General features: G+C 66.6%; 20 protein-coding genes. 16 read left to right on the forward strand and 4 right to left on the reverse strand.

Going from position 1 to position 24,197, the window contains the following annotated elements; genetic code table 11:
• Positions 1-449: 449 nt before the first annotated feature.
• Positions 450-1,724, reverse strand: coding sequence for an SGNH/GDSL hydrolase family protein (locus HWX76_RS24720; RefSeq protein WP_050018274.1), 1,275 nt, complete (start codon positions 1,722-1,724; stop codon positions 450-452).
• 200 nt (positions 1,725-1,924) lie between these two features.
• Between HWX76_RS24720 and paaA the strand changes: the two genes are divergently transcribed.
• From paaA to HWX76_RS24760, 8 genes are all read left to right on the forward strand, one after another.
• A complete protein-coding gene (gene paaA, locus HWX76_RS24725; protein ID WP_050018275.1) occupies positions 1,925-2,923 on the forward strand; it encodes a 1,2-phenylacetyl-CoA epoxidase subunit PaaA in 999 nt (332 codons plus the stop codon).
• A 36-nt stretch (positions 2,924-2,959) separates the two neighbouring features.
• Entirely contained in the window at positions 2,960-3,244 is a 285-nt protein-coding gene (gene paaB, locus HWX76_RS24730; RefSeq protein WP_006482881.1) for a 1,2-phenylacetyl-CoA epoxidase subunit PaaB, read from the forward strand.
• 10 nt (positions 3,245-3,254) lie between these two features.
• A complete protein-coding gene (gene paaC, locus HWX76_RS24735; RefSeq protein WP_176016503.1) occupies positions 3,255-4,058 on the forward strand; it encodes a 1,2-phenylacetyl-CoA epoxidase subunit PaaC in 804 nt (267 codons plus the stop codon).
• 25 nt (positions 4,059-4,083) lie between these two features.
• Positions 4,084-4,638 carry a 1,2-phenylacetyl-CoA epoxidase subunit PaaD gene (gene paaD / locus HWX76_RS24740; RefSeq protein ID WP_050018277.1) on the forward strand — a complete coding sequence of 185 codons (555 nt, stop codon included), beginning with the start codon at positions 4,084-4,086 and terminating at the stop codon, positions 4,636-4,638.
• A 2-nt stretch (positions 4,639-4,640) separates the two neighbouring features.
• On the forward strand, positions 4,641-5,729 hold the full coding sequence (gene paaE / locus HWX76_RS24745; protein WP_050018278.1) for a 1,2-phenylacetyl-CoA epoxidase subunit PaaE: 1,089 nt from the start codon (positions 4,641-4,643) through the stop codon (positions 5,727-5,729).
• Positions 5,730-6,167: 438 nt separating this feature from the next.
• On the forward strand, positions 6,168-6,980 hold the full coding sequence (locus tag HWX76_RS24750) for a DUF1835 domain-containing protein (protein WP_050011867.1): 813 nt from the start codon (positions 6,168-6,170) through the stop codon (positions 6,978-6,980).
• Between the two features lie 16 nt (positions 6,981-6,996).
• A complete protein-coding gene (locus HWX76_RS24755; RefSeq protein WP_006482923.1) occupies positions 6,997-7,602 on the forward strand; it encodes a TetR/AcrR family transcriptional regulator in 606 nt (201 codons plus the stop codon).
• A 232-nt stretch (positions 7,603-7,834) separates the two neighbouring features.
• Positions 7,835-8,482, forward strand: coding sequence for a GNAT family protein (locus HWX76_RS24760; RefSeq protein WP_124556854.1), 648 nt, complete (start codon positions 7,835-7,837; stop codon positions 8,480-8,482).
• 56 nt (positions 8,483-8,538) lie between these two features.
• On the opposite strand, the gene HWX76_RS24765 is transcribed toward HWX76_RS24760, so the two are convergent.
• The gene (locus HWX76_RS24765; RefSeq protein WP_040143005.1) at positions 8,539-9,063 is read right to left on the reverse strand and encodes an Lrp/AsnC family transcriptional regulator; all 525 of its coding nucleotides are present in this window, start codon (positions 9,061-9,063) and stop codon (positions 8,539-8,541) included.
• 215 nt (positions 9,064-9,278) lie between these two features.
• On the opposite strand from HWX76_RS24765, the gene hppD reads away from it, so the two are divergent.
• Positions 9,279-10,376, forward strand: a complete 1,098-nt coding sequence (gene hppD, locus HWX76_RS24770) for a 4-hydroxyphenylpyruvate dioxygenase (RefSeq protein ID WP_050011865.1) — start codon at positions 9,279-9,281, stop codon at positions 10,374-10,376.
• Between the two features lie 133 nt (positions 10,377-10,509).
• On the opposite strand, the gene HWX76_RS24775 is transcribed toward hppD, so the two are convergent.
• On the reverse strand, positions 10,510-10,704 hold the full coding sequence (locus tag HWX76_RS24775) for a hypothetical protein (protein ID WP_050011864.1): 195 nt from the start codon (positions 10,702-10,704) through the stop codon (positions 10,510-10,512).
• A 330-nt stretch (positions 10,705-11,034) separates the two neighbouring features.
• Here HWX76_RS24775 and HWX76_RS24780 point away from each other — a divergent pair, with 330 nt between their 5' ends.
• Positions 11,035-14,625 carry an indolepyruvate ferredoxin oxidoreductase family protein gene (locus HWX76_RS24780; RefSeq protein WP_176016504.1) on the forward strand — a complete coding sequence of 1,197 codons (3,591 nt, stop codon included), beginning with the start codon at positions 11,035-11,037 and terminating at the stop codon, positions 14,623-14,625.
• Positions 14,626-14,776: 151 nt separating this feature from the next.
• Here the strand turns inward: HWX76_RS24780 and HWX76_RS24785 are convergent, their stop codons facing one another.
• Entirely contained in the window at positions 14,777-17,047 is a 2,271-nt protein-coding gene (locus HWX76_RS24785) for an NADP-dependent malic enzyme (RefSeq protein ID WP_050011862.1), read from the reverse strand.
• A gap of 459 nt (positions 17,048-17,506) precedes the next feature.
• On the opposite strand from HWX76_RS24785, the gene HWX76_RS24790 reads away from it, so the two are divergent.
• The 6 genes from HWX76_RS24790 (at position 17,507) to HWX76_RS24815 (ending at position 24,192) form a co-directional block, all read left to right on the forward strand.
• Positions 17,507-18,193 carry an orotate phosphoribosyltransferase gene (locus HWX76_RS24790; RefSeq protein WP_011546659.1) on the forward strand — a complete coding sequence of 229 codons (687 nt, stop codon included), beginning with the start codon at positions 17,507-17,509 and terminating at the stop codon, positions 18,191-18,193.
• Positions 18,194-18,432: 239 nt separating this feature from the next.
• On the forward strand, positions 18,433-19,029 hold the full coding sequence (locus HWX76_RS24795) for a YbhB/YbcL family Raf kinase inhibitor-like protein (protein ID WP_050011860.1): 597 nt from the start codon (positions 18,433-18,435) through the stop codon (positions 19,027-19,029).
• A gap of 216 nt (positions 19,030-19,245) precedes the next feature.
• Positions 19,246-19,818: a flavodoxin family protein gene (locus tag HWX76_RS24800; RefSeq protein ID WP_050011859.1), complete on the forward strand. Its 573-nt coding sequence runs from the start codon at positions 19,246-19,248 to the stop codon at positions 19,816-19,818.
• A 178-nt stretch (positions 19,819-19,996) separates the two neighbouring features.
• Positions 19,997-20,947 (forward strand): N-acetyl-gamma-glutamyl-phosphate reductase, encoded by a 951-nt coding sequence (argC, locus tag HWX76_RS24805; protein WP_089466425.1) that lies wholly within the window; start codon positions 19,997-19,999, stop codon positions 20,945-20,947.
• Positions 20,948-21,381: 434 nt separating this feature from the next.
• The gene (locus HWX76_RS24810) at positions 21,382-22,803 is read left to right on the forward strand and encodes a DUF2957 domain-containing protein (protein WP_124631743.1); all 1,422 of its coding nucleotides are present in this window, start codon (positions 21,382-21,384) and stop codon (positions 22,801-22,803) included.
• A gap of 147 nt (positions 22,804-22,950) precedes the next feature.
• Positions 22,951-24,192 (forward strand): DUF2957 domain-containing protein, encoded by a 1,242-nt coding sequence (locus tag HWX76_RS24815; RefSeq protein ID WP_176016505.1) that lies wholly within the window; start codon positions 22,951-22,953, stop codon positions 24,190-24,192.
• The last annotated feature ends 5 nt before the right edge of the window (positions 24,193-24,197 follow it).

Consider the following 24,197-nt stretch of genomic DNA (forward strand, 5'->3'; position numbering starts at 1 on the left):
ATCTGATCCGAGGATCAGCTCGCTTTCATCAAGCGCCCACACTTATCGGCTGTTAATTTTTAAAGAGCATTCTGCGAGGAACTTCGTGTTTCCCGGCAGCGCTGCGTTTTCAGCAGCAGAGAAGCGAGATTATGAACCGCGTTTCGCAGCTCGTCAACAACTTTTTACACTACATCGTTGCGACTGCGGGGCTCAACTTCCTGTACCGCCAAGGCTCGCTACGACCGAACCCCAACAGCACCGTTTCCCTTCCTCCCGCGCCGCGTTTCCGTTAGCGCGAAAGAGGCGTGATTCTATGCATCCGCCCCTATCCGCGCAAGCCCTTTGTGAAGAAAGTTTGAAAAAGCCTCCGTGCGGTGGCGCGTACGGAGGCTTCTGGCTCGACGGACGATGTCGCGCTGCCGGCCCGCAGGCCGTCGGCAACCTTTCCCTCTATATATAGAGCCGCGTCATTTGCCGCCCACCGCAGCCTGCAGTTGCTCGATCGGCACCGCATCGGCCATCGCCGTGTAGCCCGCATCGCTCGGATGGATGCCGTCGCCGCTATCGTATCGGCGCTGCAGCACGCTCGGGCGCGCCGGATCGCGCAGCACAGCGTCGAAGTCCACCACGCCGTCGAACCCGCCTCCGCTCCGGATCCACCGGTTCACCTCGAGCCGGATCGCTTCGCGTCCGGGCGGCAACGCCGCCGGCGTCAGCGTCGCGCCGAAGACCTTCACGCCCTGGCGGTGCGCCGCGTCGATCAGCCGGCGATAGCCGTCGATCAGCGACGCGGCGGTCACCTGCGTATGCGGGTGATCGCAATCGAGCCCCGCGCGCGGCGGCATCGCCGCAAAGTTGATGTCGTTGATCCCGATCAGCACGATCACCGCCTTCACGCCCGAGCGCGACAGCGCGTCACGCTCGAACCGCGACGCCAGCGACGTGCCGTAACACGCGGAATCGCTGAGCAGCCGGTTCCCGCTGATGCCGAGATTCACGACGCCGATCGAATCGGCACTCGACGCCATCAGCCGGCGTGCGAGCGCGTCGGGCCAGCGACGGTTGCGGTTCACGCTGGAGCGCAACCCGTCGGTGATCGAATCGCCGATCGCGGCGACGCTGCCGCGTGCGGAGCCGGCTTCGACGGCAAGTTCCGTCACCCATGCATATTGAGTAAAGCGGGTGCGGAACACGTCGGCGCCCGGATTGCCCACTTGATCGCCCGGCGCGGACACATAGTTGAACTGGTTCGACACGCGATGCCAGACCGTCATCCGCTGGTTCGGCCCCATCTGGAGACTAATCGCATATGGCTGCGCGGCCGTCACGTCGATCGACACCGGATCGCTTTCGCGCGCCTGGCCCGGTGCGAGCGTCACCGACGCGCTGCCGCCGAACCGGACCGGTACCACCGCGCCGCCGGCGAGCGCGGCCCCTTCGCCGGCACGCGCGAGGCTCGCGGCCTCGACGACCAGCGGCGCGCGACCGTAGGCGTTGCTCACGCGAATCCGCGCGGCCCGCCCCGACACGGTCGGGTAGACGATCTGCCGCACGGTTCTCCCGGCCACGTCGGGTGCGCGGTAGAGCGGCGGCGGTGCGGCGAGGTCAGGAATCGGCTGCAGCGCGGTCGCCCACGCGGCGACCCAACCCACCGGCGAGCCCGACGCCGCCGACGCCGCAAGCGGCGACACGAAAACGGCCGCGCCCAGCACGGCCGCGGCGACACTGCTTCGAAATGACATCGGCAAAATCCTCATCGGAAAGCGGGCATTGTGCCGCAGAAGACGCGAGACCCACGTGCGAGGCCACACGTGCGCGACCGGATCGCGCCCCGACGTCCCTCGTTTACCCGTGTCTCGCCGAAAATTCGCAACAAATTTATTAACCGACCGGTCGGTTGGTTTATACTTCGCACACATTCAACCGGACGAGAGCTTTCGCCATGTACACGCAATCCCTCGACATCCCCGGCAACGTCGCGCCGCTCGATGCCGCAGCCGAGTCGCCCGAACAGGCGCGGTTCGATGCGGTGATGGCCGCGGACGGCAAGATCGAACCGCAGGACTGGATGCCCGACGCATATCGCAAGACGCTGGTACGCCAGATCTCGCAGCACGCGCATTCGGAAGTCGTCGGCATGCTGCCGGAAGGCAACTGGATCTCGCGCGCGCCGAGCCTGAAGCGCAAGGCGATCCTGCTCGCGAAGGTGCAGGACGAAGCCGGCCACGGCCTCTACCTGTACAGCGCGGCCGAAACGCTCGGCGTATCGCGCGATTCGCTGATCGACGCGCTGCACGCCGGCAAGGCGAAATACTCGAGCATCTTCAACTACCCGACGCCGACCTGGGCCGACGTCGGCGTGATCGGCTGGCTCGTCGACGGCGCCGCGATCATGAACCAGATCCCGCTGTGCCGCTGCACGTACGGCCCGTATGCGCGCGCGATGATCCGCGTGTGCAAGGAAGAGTCGTTCCACCAGCGCCAGGGTTTCGACGCGCTGCTGTCGATGATGAAGGGCAGCGACGCGCAACGCGCGATGGTCCAGCAGGCCGTCGACCGCTGGTGGTGGCCGGTACTGATGATGTTCGGCCCGAGCGACGCCGATTCGGTCCACAGCAGCCAGTCCGCGAAATGGGGCATCAAGCGGATCTCGAACGACGACCTGCGCCAGAAATTCGTCGACGCGACGGTCGATCAGGCAAAGGTGCTCGGCGTGACGCTGCCCGACCCCGACCTGAAATGGAACGAGGCGCGCGGCCACTATGACTACGGCGCGATCGACTGGGACGAATTCTGGCGCGTCGTCAATGGCGACGGCCCGTGCAACAAGGAACGCCTCGCGACTCGCGTGAAAGCACACGAGGACGGCGCCTGGGTGCGCGAAGCCGCGCTCGCGCACGAAGCGAAGCGTCGCGCCCGCGCCGAACAGCACGCCGCCTGAGCGGCACCCCCCGAATTCAGGAATCAGGAGAAAGCGATGAACAAGGAATGGCCGATCTGGGAAGTGTTCGTGCGCAGCAAGCAGGGCCTCGACCACAAGCACTGCGGCAGCCTGCACGCCGCCGACGCGACGATGGCGCTGCGCATGGCGCGCGACGTCTACACGCGGCGCCAGGAAGGCGTGAGCATCTGGGTGGTGCCGTCGTCGGCGATCACCGCATCGGACCCGAGCGAGAAGGCCGAACTGTTCGAACCGGCGGGCGACAAGATCTACCGTCACCCGACGTTCTACACGTTGCCCGACGAAGTCAACCACATGTAACGCCCGCACCATGACGATCACGCCCGAACACCTCTCCTACGTGCTGCGCCTCGCGGACAACGCGCTGATCCTCGGTCAGCGCAACGCCGAATGGTGTGGCCATGGCCCGATCCTCGAGGAAGACATCGCGCTCACCAACATGAGCCTCGACCTCATCGGCCAGGCGCGCATGCTGTATACGCACGCGGCCGAGCTCGAGCGTCAGCTCACCGGCGCGGCGAAGACGGAAGACGATTACGCGTACTTCCGCACCGAGCGCGAGTTCGCGAACTTCACGCTCGCCGAACTGCCGCACTACGGGCCCGTCTCCGGCACCGCACACGCCGACAAGGACTACGCGGTGACGATCGTGCGCAACTTCCTGTACGCGGCGCCGATGCTGCACGTGTGGAGCGCGCTGGAAACGTCGACCGACACGCAGCTCGCCGCGATCGCCGCGAAATCGGTGAAGGAAACCCGCTATCACGTCCAGCATGCGCGCGAATGGCTCGTGCGCCTCGGCGACGGCACCGACGAATCGCACCGCCGCGCGCAGGCCGCGCTCGATTACCTGATGCCGTACACGCGCGAATGCTTCGCCGCCGATGCGATCGACGACGCGATCGTCGCCGCGGGCATCGGCCCGGCGCCGGCCGCGCTCGAGGCCGCGTGGCGCGCGGACGTGGACGACGCGCTCGCGGAGGCCACGCTCGCGCTGCCGGCACCGGTGAAGCACGTGACGACCGGCAAGCAGGGCGAGCATTCGGAACACATGGGCTACCTGCTCGCCGAAATGCAGAGCCTCGCGCGCCAGCACCCCGGCGCGAGCTGGTAACCGGCCCACGCCACGGAGCCCGCCGATGTCCGCCCAGACCGCCGCCCCTACCGCCGCCGCGCACCGCGACGATCCGCTGCTCGCCCACGCGTGGGACGTACTCGAAGCCGTGCCCGATCCGGAGATTCCGGTCGTGTCGATCCGCGAGCTCGGCATCCTGCGCGACGTCCGCCGCGCGGACGACGGCCAGCTCGAAGTCGTGATCACGCCGACCTACTCGGGCTGCCCGGCGATGTCGCAGATCGCCGAGGACATCGCCGCCGCGCTGCAGGCCGCCGATCTGCCGCCGCACCGGATCGAGACGGTGCTCGCCCCCGCGTGGACGACCGACTGGATCACGCAGGAAGCGCGCGACAAGCTGCGCGCGTACGGCATCGCGCCGCCGGTCGGCCAGTGCGGCAGCGCCGTGCCGCGGGAGAACGTCGTGCGCTTCGTGCCGCGGCCGGTCGCGGCGCCCACCTGCCCGCGCTGCGGCTCCGCGCGCACCGAACGTCTCGCGCAATTCGCGTCCACGGCCTGCAAGGCGCTGTATCGCTGCGTCGACTGCCGCGAACCCTTCGACTACTTCAAACCCTACTGAATATGGCGACCCCGCAATTTCACCCGCTGCGTATCCGCGACGTGCGGCCCGAGACCGCCGACGCCGTGACCGTCTCGTTCGACGTGCCGCCCGAGCTGCGCGACGCGTACCGCTTCACGCAGGGCCAGTTCGTCACGTTGAAGGCCCACATCGACGGCGAGGAGACGCGCCGCTCGTATTCGATCTGCGTCGGCACGACGGACTACGATCGCGACGGCGAACTGCGCATCGGCATCAAGCGCGTGCGCGGCGGCCGCTTCTCGAACTTCGCGTTCGACACGCTGAAGCCCGGCCACACGATCGACGTGATGACGCCGGACGGCCGCTTCTTCACGCACCTGAACGCCGACCATGGCAAGCAGTACGTCGCGTTTTCCGGCGGCTCGGGAATCACGCCGGTGCTCGCGATCGTGAAGACGACGCTCGAACTCGAGCCGCGCAGCACGTTCACGCTGATCTACGGCAACCGCAGCGTCGACGCGATCATGTTCGCGGAGGAGCTCGAGGACCTGAAGAACCGCTACATGAACCGCTTCGTCCTCTATCACGTGCTGTCGGACGACCTGCAGGACGTCGAGCTGTTCAACGGCGTGCTCGACCAGGCGAAATGCGCGGAATTCCTCGCGACGCTGACGCCGGCCGACGCGATCGACGAGGCGTTCATCTGCGGCCCGGCGCCGATGATGGACGCGGCCGAAGCCGCGCTGAACGCGGCCGGCGTGCCGCAGGCGAAGGTGCACGTCGAGCGCTTCGGCACGCCGCTGCCGCAGGCCGGCGCACCGGTCGTCGAGATCACCGACCAGACGCCGGCCGCCGACCTCGAAATCGTGCTCGACGGCAAGAAGCGCAAGCTGCGTCTGCCGTACGAAGGCGTGAGCCTGCTCGACGTGGGCCTGCGCGCGGGCCTCGCGTTGCCGTACGCATGCAAGGGCGGCGTGTGCTGCACGTGCCGCGCGAAGGTGGTCGAAGGCGAAGTGCGGATGGAGAAGAACTACACGCTCGAGGCGCACGAAGTGAAGGACGGTTTCGTGCTCACGTGCCAGTGCCACCCGATCAGCGACAAGGTCGTCGTGAGCTTCGACGAGCGTTGAGCGGCGTCGCGTCGCGGCGCCTGACGGTTTCTCGCCGTCACACATCTCGCTTACACTAGGGTCTGTTTACATATGGAACGCGCATGCGTTGCCACGAGAACGGCCGCTCGCGAGGCGCGCTCCTTGCGAATACTGACGTATTCGCAAGGAGCGCAACGCGGCGAGCGGCCGTTCTCGTGGCAACCCCAAATTAAAAAATCATTCCACGGGAATGCCCGAAATCGCCCGTATGGCGGCGTCGCTCGTCGCTTGTTTGGCTCGGCCAAACGGCGCTCCTCACTCCTTGCCATACGCCCCGGAGGAAGTCCCCTTGGGGGACGAGCGATTTCGGGCATTCGCATGCGCGTTCCATATGTAAACAGACCCTAGGGGCCGCCGGCCGGCTGGACATCGCAACGTCCGCCCGGCCGGCGGTTTTCTTTTGTTGACGACAGGCCGATGAGTACCATTCATGTGATTCAGGGCGGCACCGCCGCCGCGTCGCTGCGCGAAGCCCTCGCGCAAACCGGACGCGACGAGCGCGTCGTCGGTTTGCTCGACGATCTCGGCGTCGGGCCGCTGAAGGGCGCCGACGAGACGCCCGACACGCGCGCCACCTTCTGGCAGCACGTGCTCGGCGACCAGATCCCCGACTGGAACGCGGAAATCGAGGCCGAATTCGCGCGCCTCGACCAGCTCGCGACGGAGACCGGCCAGGTCGTCGTGTGGCACGCGCCGAGCGTCGGCGACAAGCTGCTGCTGCGCCGCGTCGCCTATCACCTGCGCAACGTGCCGCAGCGCCTGAACGAGGTGCGGCTGTCGGCCGCCGATCTCGACGCCGCGCAGCGCGCAGCGCTGTCGCGTACCGACCAAGCCTGCGCGACCGGGATGTTCTCGCCCGCGGAACTGGCGCGCAAGCGGCCGGCGGCCGCGCCGGTCTCGGTCCTGCGCATCGGCCGCCTCGCGCTCGAATGGCAGGAAGCGAAACATCTGAACGCCGAACTGCGTTATTGGGTCAGCAACACGATCAAGAGCGGCCACTACGCCGATCTCGACGCGTTGATCGTCGAGCGCGCGGAAACCGACTGGCAGCCCGCGCGACATCTCGTTGGCAGCATCATGGCCGCCGCCGACCGCGGCGGGCTGTTCGTCAGCGACTCGCTCGCGTGGTGGCGCTGTCGCGAACTCGCGGCCGCCGGCCGGCTCGAGCTGCAGGACGACGCGCCCGACGCCCTCTCTTCCACGCAGGTGCGCGCCGCCGCGCACCGCTAATCTTCCGCATTCGACCATGGCCCGAACCCGAGCGCCCGACCACGAATCCCAGCGCGAGCAGATCCTCGACCTGGCCGCCGAGAAATTCGCGCAGACGAGCTACCCGAGTACGTCGATGTCCGATCTCGCGACCGCGAGCGGCACGTCGAAGGCGCGGCTCTATCACTATTACGAGAGCAAGGAAGCGATCCTGTTCGACCTGCTCGACCGCTACACGAAACGGCTGATGCTGATCATCGCCGAGGTCGAGGGCGCGAGCCAGCGGCGCGGCCTCAGCGAGCGCGACGCGTTCGCCGAACTCGTGCGCGCGTTCCTCGCCGAATACGAGACGTCGCACAGCCGCCACGTCGCGCTGCTCAACGACGTGAAGTATCTCGAGGACGCACAGCGTGAAATCGTGCTCGACCGCCAGCGCGACATCGTCGCGGCGTTTACGCGGCAGCTCGCGCGTGCGTACCCGGACCGCATCTCGAAGGAAAACCAGACCTCGGTGACGATGATGGTGTTCGGGATGATCAACTGGACCTTCACGTGGCTGAAGCCGGGCGGCCGCCTCGGCTACCGCGACTTCGCGGAACAGGTGATCGACCTCATCGAGCGCGGGCTGTCGACGGCGGCCTGATTGCCGCGCAGCAGCATGCGTTGCGCGACGGGCACAGCCGACCGCCCGCCGCGCATTTCATATGATGAATTTTAAATTCGCTTAAAATCAATAACTTAAAGAATGAACTAAGCGGTTTTAGAATTCCCCCTCAGCACAAATAACGTCAAATACGGGTTTTCCCCAACCTCGCTCGGGTAAAATGCTGTTGCATTGCACAACCCGCTTGTGCACCCACACTGAGGAACCCACGATGAACACGCAATTCAACGGCCGTGCCGCTGCTGTCGGCAAGGTCGCTACTGCGCCGGTTCTCGTCAGGGAACTGGCTTCCAAAGACCGTGAGCAGATGCTCACCCACTTTCTCTCGCTCGACGAAGAGGACCGCCTGCTGCGCTTCGGCCAGATGGTGCCCGATCACGTGATCGAGAACTATGTCCGCACGCTCGACTTCGGTCGCGATACGGTGTTCGGCGTGTTCGACCACGACCTCGAACTGATCGGCGTCGGCCACCTGGCCTACCTGCCGGCCGAGGGCGACACGCGCACGGCCGAATTCGGCGTGTCGGTGCTCGAAAGCGCGCGCGGCCGCGGCGTCGGCTCGAAACTGTTCGAGCGCGCGGCGATCCGCAGCCGCAACACGCACGTGACGATGCTGTACATGCACTGCCTGTCGCGTAACGCGACGATGATGCACATCGCGAAGAAGTCCGGGATGCGGATCGAGTACGCGTACGGTGAAGCCGATGCGTATCTGTCGCTGCCGCCGGCCGACCACTCGACGATCATCGCCGAGATGCTGCAGGAACAGGCCGCGGTGTTCGACTACGCGATGAAGCGCCAGGCGCGCCGCACGACGAAGTTCATCGAATCGCTGATGCCGGCCACACTGACGGCCTGACGTCGGCCAGCCGGGCCGCGCCTGCGGCGCGCCCGGCGCCCCCCTTCCCCGCCACGCTAGCGCACCGAACGAATCGGCAACGCCGTCGTTTCCTTGAAGCAATCGAGCGAGAAGCTCGTCTTCACGTCGATCACCGACGGGTGATGCAGCAGATGCTCCTGCACGAAGCGGGAGAAATGCGCCATGTCCTCGACCTGTACGCGCAGCAGGTAATCCATGTCGCCCGTCATCGCATGGCACGCGACCACTTCCGGCCAGGTCTGCACGGCCGCGCGGAACAGCTCCGCGTGGGTCGCGCCCGCGCGCGCCGACGTCTCGTCGGCCCGGACCGGCGCGAGGCCGCCGCGCTTTTCGAGCCGCACGCTCACGTAGGCGAGCAGGTCGAGCCCGAGCTTCTGCGGATTCAGCAGCGCGACGTAGCCGGTGATCACGCCGATTTCCTCGAGCCGCCGGATTCGCCGCAAGCACGGGCTCGGCGACAGGTTCACGCGCTCGGCGATCTCCTGGTTCGACAGGCGCCCGTTCTCCTGAAGAATCGCGAGAATGCGCCGGTCGATGGCATCCAATTCGGCTTGCGCCATCTTCTGCCCTCCACTGAGTGTTTTGAGACTGGAAATTGCGCCATCGTAGGCGCGGGCGATTAAGTTCGCAAGTTTCCGCTCGCGGCCGCCCGCTACACTCTGTCGCATGTCTCGGCTTGCCGCGCACGCTCGTGATGGGCGCGGCCGTCGACATCGAACCACGCCGGGCACGCGCACGCCGCCCCCGGCCGATCGCCCCGCACAGGAGACACGACATGCAGATCCCCACCTGGGACAACCCCGTCGGCACCGACGGCTTCGAATTTATCGAATACACGGCACCGGACCCGAAAGCACTCGGACAACTGTTCGAACGGATGGGTTTCACCGCGATCGCGCGCCACCGCCACAAGGACGTGACGGTGTACCGCCAGGGCGACATCAACTTCATCATCAACGCCGAACCCGATTCGTTCGCGCAACGCTTCGCGCGGCTGCACGGCCCGTCGATCTGCGCGATCGCGTTCCGCGTGCAGGACGCCGCGAAGGCGTACCGGCACGCGCTGGAACTCGGCGCATGGGGCTTCGACAACAAGACGGGCCCGATGGAGCTGAACATCCCGGCGATCAAGGGGATCGGCGATTCGCTGATCTACTTCGTCGACCGCTGGCGCGGCAAGAACGGCGCGCAGCCGGGCGCGATCGGCGACATCAGCATCTACGACGTCGACTTCGAGCCGATTCCCGGCGCGAACCCGAACCCGGTCGGCCACGGCCTCACCTACATCGACCACCTGACGCACAACGTGCATCGCGGCCGCATGCAGGAATGGGCCGAGTTCTACGAGCGCCTGTTCAACTTCCGCGAAGTGCGCTATTTCGACATCGAAGGCAAGGTGACGGGCGTGAAGTCGAAGGCGATGACGTCGCCGTGCGGCAAGATCCGCATCCCGATCAACGAGGAAGGCTCGGACACGGCCGGCCAGATCCAGGAATACCTCGACGCATATCACGGCGAAGGCATCCAGCACATCGCGCTCGGCGCGAGCGACATCTATCAGGCAGTCGACGGGCTGCGCAGCAAGGAAGTGAAGCTGCTCGACACGATCGACACGTATTACGAACTGGTCGACCGCCGCGTGCCGAACCACGGCGAATCGCTGGACGAACTGAAGAAGCGCAAGATCCTGATCGACGGCGCACGCGACGACCTGCTGCTGCAGATCTTCACCGAAAACCAGATCGGGCCGATCTTTTTCGAGATCATCCAGCGCAAGGGCAACCAGGGCTTCGGCGAAGGCAACTTCAAGGCGCTGTTCGAATCGATCGAGCTCGACCAGATCCGCCGCGGCGTCGTGCAGGACAAGGCCTGACGCCCCCGCCGCGCGGCGCCTCCGAGCAACCGGGGGCGGCCGCGCGATCCGGCCGCACAAAGAAAAAGGGCGGGAATCCGAGGATTCCCGCCCTTTTTGCATGCCGGCGAGGCCCGCGGGCCGCGCGATCGCATCAACGCACGTTCGCCTTCGACGCGGCGGCGCGCTCGACCGACGGCTGAGCTGCGGCGTCCTGAGCGGGCACGATCTGCTGCATCTGTGCGCCGGCTGCCGCCAGCGCGCTCGCGCCTCGCGCGTGCACCGGGCCCGTCATCGAGAAAAACGCGGCGGACACGATCAGGAAACTCTGGATATGACGTGTGTTCATTGCACCTCCTGTAAAACTGCCGGCGCCTCCCCGACTGCGTCGGAACGAACCCACGCGGCCGGGCACCTCCGGCAGGCCGACAAGATTAACGGCATTTGCCCGCAGATCAACGCCGCTTTACATGCTTTTACATGATGTAACGCATGATCTCGCCCTGTTTCATGGTGCGTGGCGGCCCTTTCCCTCGCGTTGCGACCGATGGGCGGCGGGTTTGCCCCAGTGCTACCATCCCTTAAAACCGGCGAACATGCCGGCCACTGCGGACGCGTCCAAAAGATGCCGACGCAACCGAAGTTTTGGTGATCCCAGACCGGGTGGAGGAGACAGTTAATGAATGCCCCGCTAGACGCAGACCAACGCGCGTCGCTAGAAGCCGCGCTGAAGTCCGTCACGCTTGACGACAAATACACGCTGGAACGCGGCCGCGCGTACATGAGCGGCATCCAGGCCCTCGTGCGCCTGCCGATGCTCCAGCAGGAACGCGACCGCGCCGCCGGTCTCAATACGGCCGGTTTCATCTCCGGCTACCGCGGCTCGCCGCTGGGCGGCCTCGATCTGTCGCTGTGGAAAGCCAAGCAGCACCTGGCCGCCCACCGGATCGTGTTCCAGCCCGGCCTCAACGAAGATCTCGCCGCCACCGCCGTGTGGGGCTCCCAGCAAGTGAACCTGTACCCCGGCGCGAAGTACGACGGCGTGTTCGGCATGTGGTACGGCAAGGGTCCGGGCGTCGATCGCACGGGCGACGTGTTCAAGCACGCGAACTCGGCCGGCTCGTCGCAGCACGGCGGCGTGCTGGTGCTGGCCGGCGACGATCACGCGGCGAAATCGTCCACGCTCGCGCATCAGTCCGAGCACATCTTCAAGGCCTGCGGGCTGCCGGTGCTGTTCCCGTCCAACGTGCAGGAATATCTCGACTTCGGCCTGCATGGCTGGGCGATGAGCCGCTACTCGGGCCTGTGGGTCGCGCTCAAGTGCGTGACGGACGTCGTCGAATCGTCGGCGTCGGTCGACATCGACCCGCATCGCACCGAGATCGTGCTGCCGACCGACTTCATCCTGCCGGAAGGCGGGCTGAACATCCGCTGGCCCGACCCGCCGCTCGTGCAGGAAGCGCGGCTGCTCGACTACAAGTGGTACGCGGCGCTCGCCTACGTGCGCGCAAACAAGCTCGACCGGATCGAGATCGACTCGCCGCATGCGCGCTTCGGGATCATGACCGGCGGCAAGGCGTACCTCGACGTGCGCCAGGCGCTGACCGACCTCGGCCTCGACGACGAAACCTGCGCGCGGATCGGCATCCGGCTCTACAAGGTCGGCTGCGTGTGGCCGCTCGAAGCGCAGGGCGCGCAGGCGTTCGCGCGCGGTCTCGACGAAATCCTGGTCGTCGAGGAAAAGCGCCAGATCCTCGAATACGCGATCAAGGAAGAGCTGTACAACTGGCCCGACGCGCAGCGCCCGCGGGTGTTCGGCAAGTTCGACGAGAAGGACGGCGCCGGCGGCGAATGGTCGGTGCCGATGGGCAACTGGCTGCTGCCCGCGCACTACGAGCTGTCGCCCGCGATCATCGCGAAGGCGATCGCGACGCGGCTCGAGAAGTTCGAGTTGCCGTCCGATGTGCGCGCGCGCATCGCCGCGCGGCTCGCGGTGATCAACGCGAAGGAAATGGCGCTCGCGAAGCCGCACGTGCAGACCGAGCGCAAGCCGTGGTTCTGCTCGGGCTGCCCGCACAACACGTCGACCAACGTGCCGGAAGGCTCGCGCGCGATCGCCGGGATCGGCTGCCACTACATGACCGTGTGGATGGACCGCAGCACGAGCACCTTCAGCCAGATGGGCGGCGAAGGCGTGCCGTGGATCGGCCAGGCGCCGTTCACCGACGAGAAGCACGTGTTCGCGAACCTCGGCGACGGCACCTATTTCCATTCGGGCCTGCTCGCGGTGCGCGCGGCGATCTCGTCGAAGGCGAACATCACCTACAAGATCCTCTACAACGACGCGGTCGCGATGACGGGCGGCCAGCCGGTCGACGGCGTGCTGACGGTGCCGCAGATCACGCACCAGCTCGCGTCCGAAGGCGCGAAGAAGATCGTGATCGTCACCGACGAGCCGGAGAAGTACGACAGCCAGAAGGCGCTGCTCGCGCCGGGCGTGACGATCCACCATCGCGACCAGCTCGACGACGTGCAGCGCGCGCTGCGCGAGATCGAAGGCACGACGATCCTGATCTACGACCAGACCTGCGCGACCGAGAAGCGCCGCCGCCGCAAACGCGGTACATACCCGGACCCGGCGAAGCGCGTCGTGATCAACGACGCGGTGTGCGAAGGCTGCGGCGACTGCTCGGTGCAGTCGAACTGCCTGTCGGTCGAGCCGCTGGAAACCGAATTCGGCACGAAGCGCCAGATCAACCAGTCGAGCTGCAACAAGGACTTTTCGTGCGTGAAGGGCTTCTGCCCGAGCTTCGTCACGGTCGAGGGCGGCCAGTTGAAGAAGCCGAAGGCGGTGGCGGTCGACGGCGGTGCGCTGCCGCCGATTCCCGAACCGACGCTGCCGGCGATCGATCGCGCGTACGGCGTGCTCGTCACCGGCGTGGGCGGCACGGGCGTCGTCACGATCGGCGCGCTGCTCGGGATGGCCGCGCACCTGGAAAACAAGGGCGTGACCGTGCTCGACGTCACCGGCCTCGCGCAGAAGGGCGGCGCGGTGATGAGCCACGTGCAGATCTCGCACGCGCCGACCGACATTCATGCGACGCGGATCGCGATGGGCGAAGCCGATCTCGTGATCGGCTGCGATGCGATCGTCACGGCCGGCGACGAATGCACGTCGCGGATGCGGCACGACACGACGCGCGTGGTCGTCAACAGCGCGCAGACGCCGACCGCCGAGTTCATCAAGAACCCGAACTGGGCGTTCCCCGGCGTGTCCGCAGAGAACGACATCCGCGCGGCAGCCGGTGAAGCGGTCGACTTCATCGATGCGAACCGCTTCGCGGTCGCGCTGCTCGGCGACGCGATCTACACGAACCCGTTCGTGCTCGGCTACGCGTGGCAGAAGGGCTGGCTGCCGCTGACGCTCGCGTCGCTCGAACGCGCGATCGATCTGAACGCGGTATCGGTCGACAAGAACCGCGCGGCGTTCGACTGGGGCCGCCGCGCCGCGCACGACCTGGCCAGCGTGAAGCAGGCCGCAGCCGGCGACGCCCGGCCCGCGCAAGGCGCGACGGTGATTTCGCTGCACACGAAGAAGGCGGTCGACGCGCTGATCGCGAAGCACGTCGAATTCCTCACCGCGTACCAGAACGCCGCGTACGCGTCGCGTTATGCGGCATTCGTCGACAAGGTGCGCGCCGCCGAGCGCGCGCTCGCCGACGGCGACACGGTGCAGGAGCCGCTGACCGAAGCGGTCGCGCGCAACCTGTTCAAGCTGATGGCGTACAAGGACGAATACGAGGTCGCGCGACTGCAGTCCGATCCCGCGTTCCTCGCGCGGCTGACCGCGCAGTTCGAAGGCGACTGGAAGCTGAAATTCCACCTCGCGCCGCCGCTGTTCGCGAAGACGGACGCCCACGGCCATCTCGTGAAGAAGGCGTACGGCCCGTGGATGATGTCCGCGTTCCGGCTGCTCGCGAAGGCGAAGTTCCTGCGCGGCACGGGGCTCGACCCGTTCGGCCGCACCGCGGAGCGCCGCACCGAGCGCGCGCTGATCGGCGAATATGAAGCGCTGATCGGCGAGGTGCTGGGCAGGCTGAACGCGGCCAACCGGCCGCTCGCGCTCGAGCTTGCGGCGCTGCCGGACGGCATTCGCGGCTACGGCCACGTGAAGGAGAACAACCTGCGCGCGGTGCGGCAGAAGTGGGACACGCTGCTCGCGAAGTGGCGCTCGCCGGCAGGCGGCCAGTCGCATCAGCAGGTCGCGTAACGGTGCGCGCGGCGGGCGTTCGCGGTCCGGATGCCCGCCCCGCGCCGCCGTCGCCCTTAGGGTTCACGCGAAAAAAAAACGCCACGGAACGCAGGTTCCGTGGCGTTTTTCATTGTGCCGCGCGTGACGCGCGGCACACGCGAGCGTGGACTTACTTCGTGTTCACGTTCGCGGCGGCAACGGCCGTCATGTTGATGATCCGGCGCACGGTCGCGGCCGGCGTCAGGATGTGGACCGGCTTGGCCGCGCCGAGCAGGAACGGGCCGACCGTCACGCCTTCGCCGCCGACCATCTTCAGCAGGTTGTACGCGATGTTCGCCGCTTCGACGTTCGGCATGATCAGCAGGTTCGCCTCGCCCGACAGCGTCGTGCCCGGGAACGCCTGCTTGCGGATCAGTTCCGACAGCGCCGCGTCGCCGTGCATTTCACCGTCGACTTCGAGGTTCGGCGCACGTTCGACGATCAGCTTGCGGGCCTCGGCCATCCGGCGCGACGACGCCGACGGCGCACTGCCGAAGTTCGAGTTCGACAGCAGCGCGGCCTTCGGCGTGATGCCGAAGCGCTCGATCTCGGCCGCGGCCTGGATCGTCATGTCGGCGAGCTGGTCGGCGCTCGGCAACTCGTTCACGTACGTGTCGCACACGAACAGGTTGCGGCCCGGCAGCATCAGCAGGTTCATCGCGGCGAAGTGCTCGGCGCCCTTCGCGCGGCCCAGCACCTGCTCGATGAACTTCAGGTGGCTGTGGAACGTATCGATCATCCCGCAGACCATCCCGTCCGCATCGCCCAGGTGCACGAGCATCGCGCCGATCAGCGTGTTGAACTTGCGCATCGCGGCCTTCGCGACTTCCGGCGTCACGCCGTCGCGCGCGCCGATCTCCTGATACGCCTGCCAGTAGCGGTGGTAGCGCGCATCGTCTTCCGGATCGACGATTTCGAAATCGGTGCCGGCCTTCAGCTTCGAGCCGATCTTCGCGAGGCGCATGTCGACGACCGACGGACGGCCGATGATGATCGGCTTCGCGATCTTTTCCAGCAGCACGAACTGCGCGGCGCGCAGCACGCGCTCATCCTCGCCTTCGGCGAAAACGATGCGGGCCTCCTTCTGCTTCGCGGTCGCGAACACCGGACGCATCACCATGCCGGTGCGGTAGACGGTCGCGCCGAGCTGTTCGCGGTACGCGTCCATGTCCTGGATCGGGCGCGTGGCGACGCCCGAATCCATCGCGGCTTGCGCCACGGCCGGCGCGATCTTGATGATCAGGCGCGGGTCGAACGGCTTCGGAATCAGGTATTCCGGCCCGAATTCCAGCGAATGGCCTTCATACGCCTTCGCGACCTCCTCGCTCTGGTCGGTTTCCTGCGCCAGCTCGGCGATCGCGCGCACGCACGCGAGCTTCATTTCTTCCGTGATCGTCGTCGCGCCGACGTCGAGCGCGCCGCGGAAGATGAACGGGAAGCACAGCACGTTGTTGACCTGGTTCGGGTAGTCCGAACGGCCGGTCGCGACGATCGCGTCCGGGCGCACGGCCTTCGCGTCTTCCGGGCGGATTTCCGGTTCCGGGTTCGCGAGCGCCAGGATCAGCGGGCGCTCGCCCATCGTCTTGACCATGTCCTGCTTCAGCACGCCCGCGCTCGAGCAGCCGAGGAACACGTCGGCGCCGACGATCGCATCGGCGAGCGAGCGCGCGTCGGTGTTCGCCGCATAGCGCTGCTTCGACGGATCGAGGTTGCCGCGCCCTTCGTAGATCACGCCCTTCGAATCGGCGACGAGGATGTTCGTCTTCGTGAGGCCGAGGTTCACCAGCAGGTCCAGACACGCGATCGCGGCCGCGCCGGCGCCCGAACACACGAGCTTCACTTCCGACAGCTTCTTGCCGACGACCTTCAGGCCGTTCAGGATCGCGGCCGATGCGATGATCGCGGTGCCGTGCTGGTCGTCGTGGAAGACGGGGATCTTCATGCGCTCGCGCAGTTTCTGCTCGATGTAGAAGCACTCCGGCGCCTTGATGTCCTCGAGATTGATGCCGCCGAGCGTCGGCTCGAGCATCGCGATCGCCTCGACGAGCTTGTCGGGGTCGGACTCCGAGAGTTCGATGTCGAACACGTCGATGCCCGCGAATTTCTTGAAGAGGCAGCCCTTGCCTTCCATCACCGGCTTCGCGGCGAGCGGGCCGATGTTGCCGAGGCCGAGCACGGCCGTGCCGTTCGTGATGACGCCGACGAGGTTGCCGCGCGACGTGTACTTCTGCGCGTCGAGCGGATCGGCGTGGATCGCCTCGCACGCGGCGGCGACGCCCGGCGAATACGCGAGCGACAGATCGAGCTGGTTCGACAGCGGCTTGGTCGGGGTGACCGAAATCTTGCCGGGTTTCGGGTTCAGGTGATAAGCGAGAGCGGCCTGCTTCAGTTGTTCGTCCATGATTGACCTGCGAGAGACATGCGAAATATTGACGACTCAGTACACCGCACCTTCGGCCGCGTCTGCTTGAATCGAGGGGATGGTCGACTGCGAGACGGCCCGCGACGCGCCGGATGGGCACGCCAACGAACCTTGGCGGGTGGCAAGAGGAAAGTACAAAGTACTGAACGATTTCTTAGGGTCGCCTAGTGTACACCCCCTAAATGACCTCCGTTGGTGCACCGCCGCATCCCCGGCGTCCGTGTCGGACTGGTCGTGCCCCGTTTGTTTCGCCGGTGGCGAGCGGCGCGGCGGCGCGCGCGAATTCCGCCGAAAACCGGCCTGAATCGGGTAAAATAGCGGGCTACGCGCGCAGCGATGCGATTGGTCCGCCAATCGCGCCCCGGCCCTTCGGGCAGGTTCCCCTTGCTGCGCCATCGGGCCCGCGCCCGCTCCTCGCTCATCACCCAAGGAATGCCCATGACAGGCTACGATCGTCAGTCGATCTCGGATACGACCGCCAAAATCCTGCTCGAAGTGCAGGCGGTGCACTTCAATGCCGAAAAACCGTTCATCTTCACGTCCGGCTGGGCAAGCCCCGTCTATATCGACTGCCGCAAGCTGATCTCGTATCCGCGCGTGCGCCGTGCGCTGATGGAAATGGCGGAAACGACGATCACGCGCGACATCGGCTTCGAGCAGATCGATGCGGTGGCGGGCGGCGAGACGGCCGGCATCCCGTTCGCGGCATGGATCGCGGACCGGATGATGGTGCCGATGCAGTACGTGCGCAAGAAGCCGAAGGGTTTCGGCCGCAACGCGCAGATCGAAGGCCATCTCGAGGAAGGCTCGCGCGTGCTGCTGGTGGAAGACCTGACGACCGACAGCCGCAGCAAGATCAACTTCGTCAACGCGCTGCGCACCGCGGGCGCGACGGTGAACCACTGCTTCGTGCTGTTCCACTACGACATCTTCAAGGAAAGCGTGTCGGTCCTGAAGGACATCGACGTCGACCTGCACGCGCTCGCCACGTGGTGGGACGTGCTGCGCGTCGCGAAGGCGTCGGGCTACTTCGAGACGAAGACGCTCGACGAAGTCGAGAAATTCCTGCACGCACCGGCCGAATGGTCGGCCGCGCACGGCGGCGCGACGGCCCCGAAGGAATGACGCCACGCCGGCGCACGCGCCGGCACACTGGCTGAAGAGCCGCCTGCTTCATCGCAGGCGGTTTTTTTTCGTCTGCCGACTAGCGCGCTGACCGATCGCGATCGCGGGCGCCGGTGTGCGTCGCTCATCGAACCCTAATGCTAGACTTGACCCATCGCCGCCCTCAGCGGCGCGGGCAACACACAACGCCAACAATGCCGGGCGCCGCGGCCCGGCCCACGTGACGGGAGAAACGCCATATGCGTGTGGATCGCCGGATCACTCCGCCTGCGCCATCGGGCCGCCCGTCTGCGTTCCGCCTCCCCGCCCTCCTGTGCGCTGCCGTTTTCGCGGCGCTGCCCGCGCATGCGGAAGGCCCGTTCACCGTGACGAGCGACGACCTGACGCCCGGCGCCCGCGTGCGGGCCGCGAACGTGTTCGACCGCGGCGACTGCAAGGGCGCGAACCGCTCGCCGCAACTCGCGTGGCGCAACCCGCCGCCCGGCACGCGCGGCTACGCTGTCACGGTCTTCGATCCCGATGCGCCCGGGCATGGCTGGTGGCACTGGGCCGTCGCGGGCATTCCGGCGACCGTCACGAGCCTGCCGGCCGACGCGAGCGCATCCGGCTTCCTGCGCCGCATCGGCGCGAGCGAGGCACGCAACGACTACGGGATCGACGGCTACGGCGGCCCGTGCCCGCCGCCCGGCAAGCCGCATCGCTACGTGATCACCGTCTACGCGCTCAAAGGCACCGACCTGCGCATTTCGCAGGGTCGCCCCGCGCCGATGTTCGAGCACGAGATCGGCACGCTCGCGATCGGCACCGCGCAACTCACGGTCACTTACGGCCAGTAGCCGCACGGCGTCTCGCCTGGCAGTGGCGCCGCGATTGCAGACCGCCGCGAATTTCGGTGCGCCGCACGCGCACGTTGTCTCGTCATTTCGGCTTGCTAGACTCGTCGTCACCGGTCGCGGCATCCCCTGCCGCGCGACCGTCGCGCCGCCTGCCGGCGACGCGTGACGCGGCGAGCCGGCGGCCCGCCGTTCCCGTCCCTTTCCGGAGAACGCTTCATGTCGAACATCGTCATCGTCTATCACAGCGGCTACGGTCACACGCAGAAACTGGCCGAAGCCGTGCACGCCGGCGCGCAGGACGCCGGCGCGACCGTGCGCCTGATCGCCGTCGGCGACCTCGACGACGCAGGCTGGGCCGCGCTCGACGCGGCGGACGCGATCGTCTTCGGCGCGCCGACCTACATGGGCGGCCCGTCCGCGCAGTTCAAGCAATTCGCCGATGCCACGTCGAAAGCGTGGTTCACGCAGAAATGGAAGGACAAAATCGCCGCGGGCTTCACGAACTCCGCGACGATGAACGGCGACAAGTTCTCGACGATTCAATATTTCGTCACGCTGGCGATGCAGCATGGGATGGTGTGGGTCGGCACGAGCCTGATGCCGGCGAACTCGAAGGCGGCCACGCGCAACGACATCAACTATCTCGGCGGCTCGACGGGCCTGCTCGCGCAGTCGCCGGCCGATGCGACGCCCGACGAAGGGCCGCTGCCGGGCGACCTCGAGACCGGCAAGGCATTCGGCCGGCGCGTCGCCGAAGCGACCGCCCGCTGGGACGCCGGCGCCCGCTGAGCGCGCGCGTTCCCTGGCCCGCGCGCGTGCCGGCGGGCGTCAAAGGGACACGAAGATGGACGCGAAGACGGCCCGCCGGCCGTCTTTTTTCGCCCCGCGCGCTGCAGTGCCGCCGGATGACGTCTTAAAATGGCGGTTTCAGGGCGCCGCGGCTCCCGTTTCATTCAGTGAGAGCGAAATGAGCACCAAAGTTTTTGTCGACGGCCAGGAAGGCACGACGGGCCTCAAGATCTTCGAATATCTGTCGGCACGCAGCGACATCGAGATCCTGCGCATCGAGGAAGCGAAGCGCAAGGACGTCGACGAGCGCCGCCGCCTGATCAACGCGTCGGACGTCACGTTCCTGTGCCTGCCGGACGTCGCGTCGCGCGAATCCGCGTCGCTCGTCGAGAATCCGAACACCACGCTGATCGACGCGAGCACCGCGTTCCGCACCAGCGCCGACTGGGCGTACGGCCTGCCCGAGCTGACCCGCGCGCAGCGCGAGAAGATTCGCACGTCGAAGCGCATCGCGGTGCCCGGCTGCCACGCGTCGGCGTTCGTGCTCGCGATGCGGCCGCTCGTCGATGCGGGCATCGTCGCGCCGACGTTCGCCGCGCACAGCTACTCGATCACCGGCTACAGCGGCGGCGGCAAGTCGATGATCGCCGAGTACGAAAGCGCCGCGCCGGGCGGCAAGCTCGCGAGCCCGCGCCCGTACGCGCTCGGCCTCGCGCACAAGCACCTGCCGGAAATGGCCGCGCACACGGGCCTCGCGCACGCACCGATCTTCACGCCGATCGTCGGCCCGTTCCTGAAGGGCCTCGCGGTGACGACCTACTTCACGCCCGAGCAGCTCGCGAAGCGCGCGACGCCGCAGGACGTGCAGCGCGTGTTCGCCGAGTACTACGCGGACGAAGCGTTCGTGCGCGTCGCGCCGTTCGATGCGGACGCGAACCTCGACGGCGGCTTCTTCGACGTGCAGGCGAACAACGACACGAACCGCGTCGACCTGTTCGTGTTCGGCAACGCGGAGCGCTTCGTCACGGTCGCGCGCCTCGACAACCTCGGCAAGGGCGCATCGGGCGCCGCGATCCAGTGCATGAACCTCAACATCGGCGCGGCCGAGGACGCGGGCCTCAAACGCTGATTCAACATCGCATGCCATGCAAAGCCGGCCGTTGGCCGGCTTTTTATTTACCCGTATCAGGCAATATATAAAAACACCGCGCCGCGCATTTACAAATATTTACAAGCTTTCCATTGCGCGATTACAAGTGGATTAATTCGCCCCTTCCTTATCCAGTCAATCCCGAATAGGGATAAACCGGATACCCGTTGATTTAAACGCTGCCGTTATACGCCAGAAGGTGCTGCGAGAGCGTGCCGGGCGTCGCGCATCCCCCACTCCGGCAGCTTTCGGTAGCCCGTTCCGCGTTTAAATTCTTACCGTTTGCCTTATTGGGCAAGCATTCAATTCGCAGATCCCGTTTCAATCGCCTTTTTTAGACGGGTTCATCAATTGACAGCAAAAACACAGGCAGCGACATTAGCTCGCACAATTAAACGATTGGAGACAGCGGCATGTCGCACACCTTATCGAAGGGGGTGGCAACGGCCTTTGCCATTGCCCCTTTCCTGGTTGCATGTGGTGGGGGGGACTCAGGCGGCGCGCTCGCGCCGATCAACGCGCCCCAATGTTCCGGCTCGAGCTGCGGCACGCAAGGGCAGCCGCCTTCGCAACCGATCAACGGCGCACTGTGCCCGGCCAACGCGGATATCGTGAAGAGCACGTATCTCGGCGGCGCGGGTAGCGGCGAGATCGTCAGCGTCAACATCGACGCGGTCGCGATGACGTACACGCTCAAGTGGCTCGAATCGCCGATTCCGCTGAAGACGGGCACCGTCACGCCGAGCCGCGTCGGCACGACGATCACCGGCAAGGTCATCCATCCGCCGACCGGCACGCTGCCGACCGCCGAGCAGACGCGCTGCGCGTTCGTCCTCACGCCGGGCACCGGCCCCGCGCCGGATGGCTCGACCTATTCGACGGCCGCCGACTTCAACCAGGCGAACCCGCCGATGCTGCTGGTCGGCATGGGCGTCGCGGGCGGCGGCATTCCGGGCGCGACGATCCAGTACGACGGGCTGACGATCATCCCGGGCGTCGTGCAGAACGTCGGCCAGGTGCCGAACCGTCACTTCGACTTCTATCCGTTCCTCGGCTTCGCAAACACGACGACCGATCTGTCAAAACTGCCGGGCACGTACAACGCGCTGCTCTACCACCTCGTGCCGTCGGGCAACTACGCGACGAAGGGCTCGACCTCGAGCGAGACGTTCGACGCGAACGGCGCGTGCACCTCGAGCGGATCGGGTGGCTGCCAGACGACCGGCGATCCGTGGAAAACGAGCGCGAACGGCGGCTACTTCGACAGCGCCAAGGCGCCGCAGACGCTGCCGCAGACGCAACTGCCGATCGTCGGCGCGACCGGCAAGTCGGCCACCGCGCACCTGGTGATCGGCCAGCTCAACGGCGCGACGGTGCCGGTGATCGTGCGCACGGGCAACGTGAACCTCGGCACGCCGCCACTGCACCTCGATGCGCAGGTCGACGACGAATCGGGCATCGCGGTGCTCGGCGCGGCGACGGCGATCACGTCGGGCGCGATCGATGGCGGCTACGCGGGCGCGGACTCGAACTTCAAGTACACGGCCGCACTGATCCGCGGCGGCAACGCGTCGTTCATCAACCCGTCCACGCAGGCCGAGGAAGACGGCTTCACGCTCGACTACGGCCAGACGACACCGGGCCTGCTGAACGCGAAAACCGCCCCGCCGAGCGGCGCGAGCTACCCGTCCGCATCGGGCGTGGTGATCGCGACGGGCGGGCTGTACGCGGCGCTGATCCAGGGCACGGTGAACGGCGGCGTCACGTCGACGTCGGCGAATTCGACGACGTCGTCGACCCCGTACTTCGGCGTGGGCGCGCAGATCAGCAAGTAGCGATCGGGGACGCGGCGGCCGGCCTGCCGCCGCGTGACGCAGGGAAGGCACGAAGGCGCCCGGCACGGCGCCAACAAGACGAGCACGACCAACAGAAGCGGCCGACAGGGAGCTGGCCGCCGCACAAGACAAATCTGGAGGAGCAACATGAAGCGCAACCTCATTCTGGCGGCGGCCTTTGCCGGCCCCCTTCTTTCCGCCTGCGGCGGCGGCAGCGACAACCCGCCGCCGCTCGTCGAAGAGCGGCTTTGCCCTGCCACGCTCGACTACAGCACCGTGTTTACGGGCGGCGCGGGCAGCGGCGAACTCGCGAAGGTCCAGCTCGACACGACCAAGATGACCTGGCAGGTCACCTATGTCGAATCGGCGGTGCCGCAAAAGACCGGCACCGTCACGCCGACCCGCGCGGGCACCGTCGACAGCGGCACGCTCACGCAGGAAACGCTGCTGCCGACCAACAAGCTGAACCAGTGCGCGTTCCGCCTGAACGGCGCGAGCCTCGATGCGTCGCGTCCGGCGCGCATCTTCGTCGGCTTCGGCGTCGCGGGCGGCACGATTCCCGGCAAGGAGATCCAGTTCGACGGCGTGCTCGGCCAGGCCGCGGTGCCCGACACGAAATTCCCGTACTACCCGTTCATCGGGTTCTCGTCGATCGAAACCGACATCACGAAGGTCGCGGGTACGTACAGCCACATCGGCTTCGGCGAAGTGCCGTCGCAGAAATTCGGGCCGGCGTCGATCGACGCGAAAGTGACGATCAACGCGGACGGCACGTGGACCAAGTGCGACACGACCGGCCAGTTCGCCGGCGGCGCGTGCACGCAGCAGGGCACGAACTTCGTGCAGTCGGCCGACGGCAGCGGCGCGTTCCAGTCGAACAACTACGCGAGCCAGCTGAAGCCGACGCTGTCGGCCACGCCGCAGGGCAAGGGCTTCATGGTCGTCGGCAAGCTGCGCAACCAGCTCGTGCCGGTCCTCGTGCGCACGGGGGTCGCGAACCCGAACCCGACGCCGGACAGCAACGGCGTGCCGGGCCTGACCGCCGACGACGAATCGAGCATCTCGATCCTCGCGCCGCAGACGGCCGTCGCGGCCGGTTCGCAGAACGGCGAATACATCGGCGTCGACAGCCAGTTCGATTACCGGACCACCGCGCTGATCGACAAGCAGGCCACGCTGCTCGATCCGTTCCAGCCGTCGCAGGCGTCGCTCACGAGAGTGCTCGACCTGGACTACACGCAGAAGGTGCCGGGCACGGTCACGACGATCCATACGGGTTCGGGCAGCACGTCGCCGACCGGCAAGTTCATCTTCTCGGGCGGCGTGTTCGGTTTCCTCGACAACGCGGGATCGACGCCGTATTTCACGATCGGCGCATTCGTCCAGTAAGCGGA

The organism is Burkholderia sp. BCC0398, assembly GCF_902833245.1.
In the GTDB taxonomy this organism is placed as follows: Bacteria; Pseudomonadota; Gammaproteobacteria; order Burkholderiales; family Burkholderiaceae; genus Burkholderia; species Burkholderia sola.

Coding starts and splice junctions, on each gene's coding strand:
- hppD (WP_050011865.1), top strand. CDS start 9,279: ATGCAGATCCCCACCTGGGACAACCCCGTCGGCACCGACGGCTTCGAA.
- HWX76_RS24810 (WP_124631743.1), top strand. CDS start 21,382: ATGTCGCACACCTTATCGAAGGGGGTGGCAACGGCCTTTGCCATTGCC.
- paaD (WP_050018277.1), top strand. CDS start 4,084: ATGTCCGCCCAGACCGCCGCCCCTACCGCCGCCGCGCACCGCGACGAT.
- paaC (WP_176016503.1), top strand. CDS start 3,255: ATGACGATCACGCCCGAACACCTCTCCTACGTGCTGCGCCTCGCGGAC.
- paaE (WP_050018278.1), top strand. CDS start 4,641: ATGGCGACCCCGCAATTTCACCCGCTGCGTATCCGCGACGTGCGGCCC.
- HWX76_RS24815 (WP_176016505.1), top strand. CDS start 22,951: ATGAAGCGCAACCTCATTCTGGCGGCGGCCTTTGCCGGCCCCCTTCTT.
- HWX76_RS24800 (WP_050011859.1), top strand. CDS start 19,246: ATGTCGAACATCGTCATCGTCTATCACAGCGGCTACGGTCACACGCAG.
- HWX76_RS24795 (WP_050011860.1), top strand. CDS start 18,433: ATGCGTGTGGATCGCCGGATCACTCCGCCTGCGCCATCGGGCCGCCCG.
- HWX76_RS24720 (WP_050018274.1), bottom strand. CDS start 1,724: ATGTCATTTCGAAGCAGTGTCGCCGCGGCCGTGCTGGGCGCGGCCGTT.
- HWX76_RS24750 (WP_050011867.1), top strand. CDS start 6,168: ATGAGTACCATTCATGTGATTCAGGGCGGCACCGCCGCCGCGTCGCTG.
- HWX76_RS24755 (WP_006482923.1), top strand. CDS start 6,997: ATGGCCCGAACCCGAGCGCCCGACCACGAATCCCAGCGCGAGCAGATC.
- HWX76_RS24775 (WP_050011864.1), bottom strand. CDS start 10,704: ATGAACACACGTCATATCCAGAGTTTCCTGATCGTGTCCGCCGCGTTT.
- paaB (WP_006482881.1), top strand. CDS start 2,960: ATGAACAAGGAATGGCCGATCTGGGAAGTGTTCGTGCGCAGCAAGCAG.
- HWX76_RS24780 (WP_176016504.1), top strand. CDS start 11,035: ATGAATGCCCCGCTAGACGCAGACCAACGCGCGTCGCTAGAAGCCGCG.
- HWX76_RS24790 (WP_011546659.1), top strand. CDS start 17,507: ATGACAGGCTACGATCGTCAGTCGATCTCGGATACGACCGCCAAAATC.
- HWX76_RS24765 (WP_040143005.1), bottom strand. CDS start 9,063: ATGGCGCAAGCCGAATTGGATGCCATCGACCGGCGCATTCTCGCGATT.
- argC (WP_089466425.1), top strand. CDS start 19,997: ATGAGCACCAAAGTTTTTGTCGACGGCCAGGAAGGCACGACGGGCCTC.
- HWX76_RS24785 (WP_050011862.1), bottom strand. CDS start 17,047: ATGGACGAACAACTGAAGCAGGCCGCTCTCGCTTATCACCTGAACCCG.
- paaA (WP_050018275.1), top strand. CDS start 1,925: ATGTACACGCAATCCCTCGACATCCCCGGCAACGTCGCGCCGCTCGAT.
- HWX76_RS24760 (WP_124556854.1), top strand. CDS start 7,835: ATGAACACGCAATTCAACGGCCGTGCCGCTGCTGTCGGCAAGGTCGCT.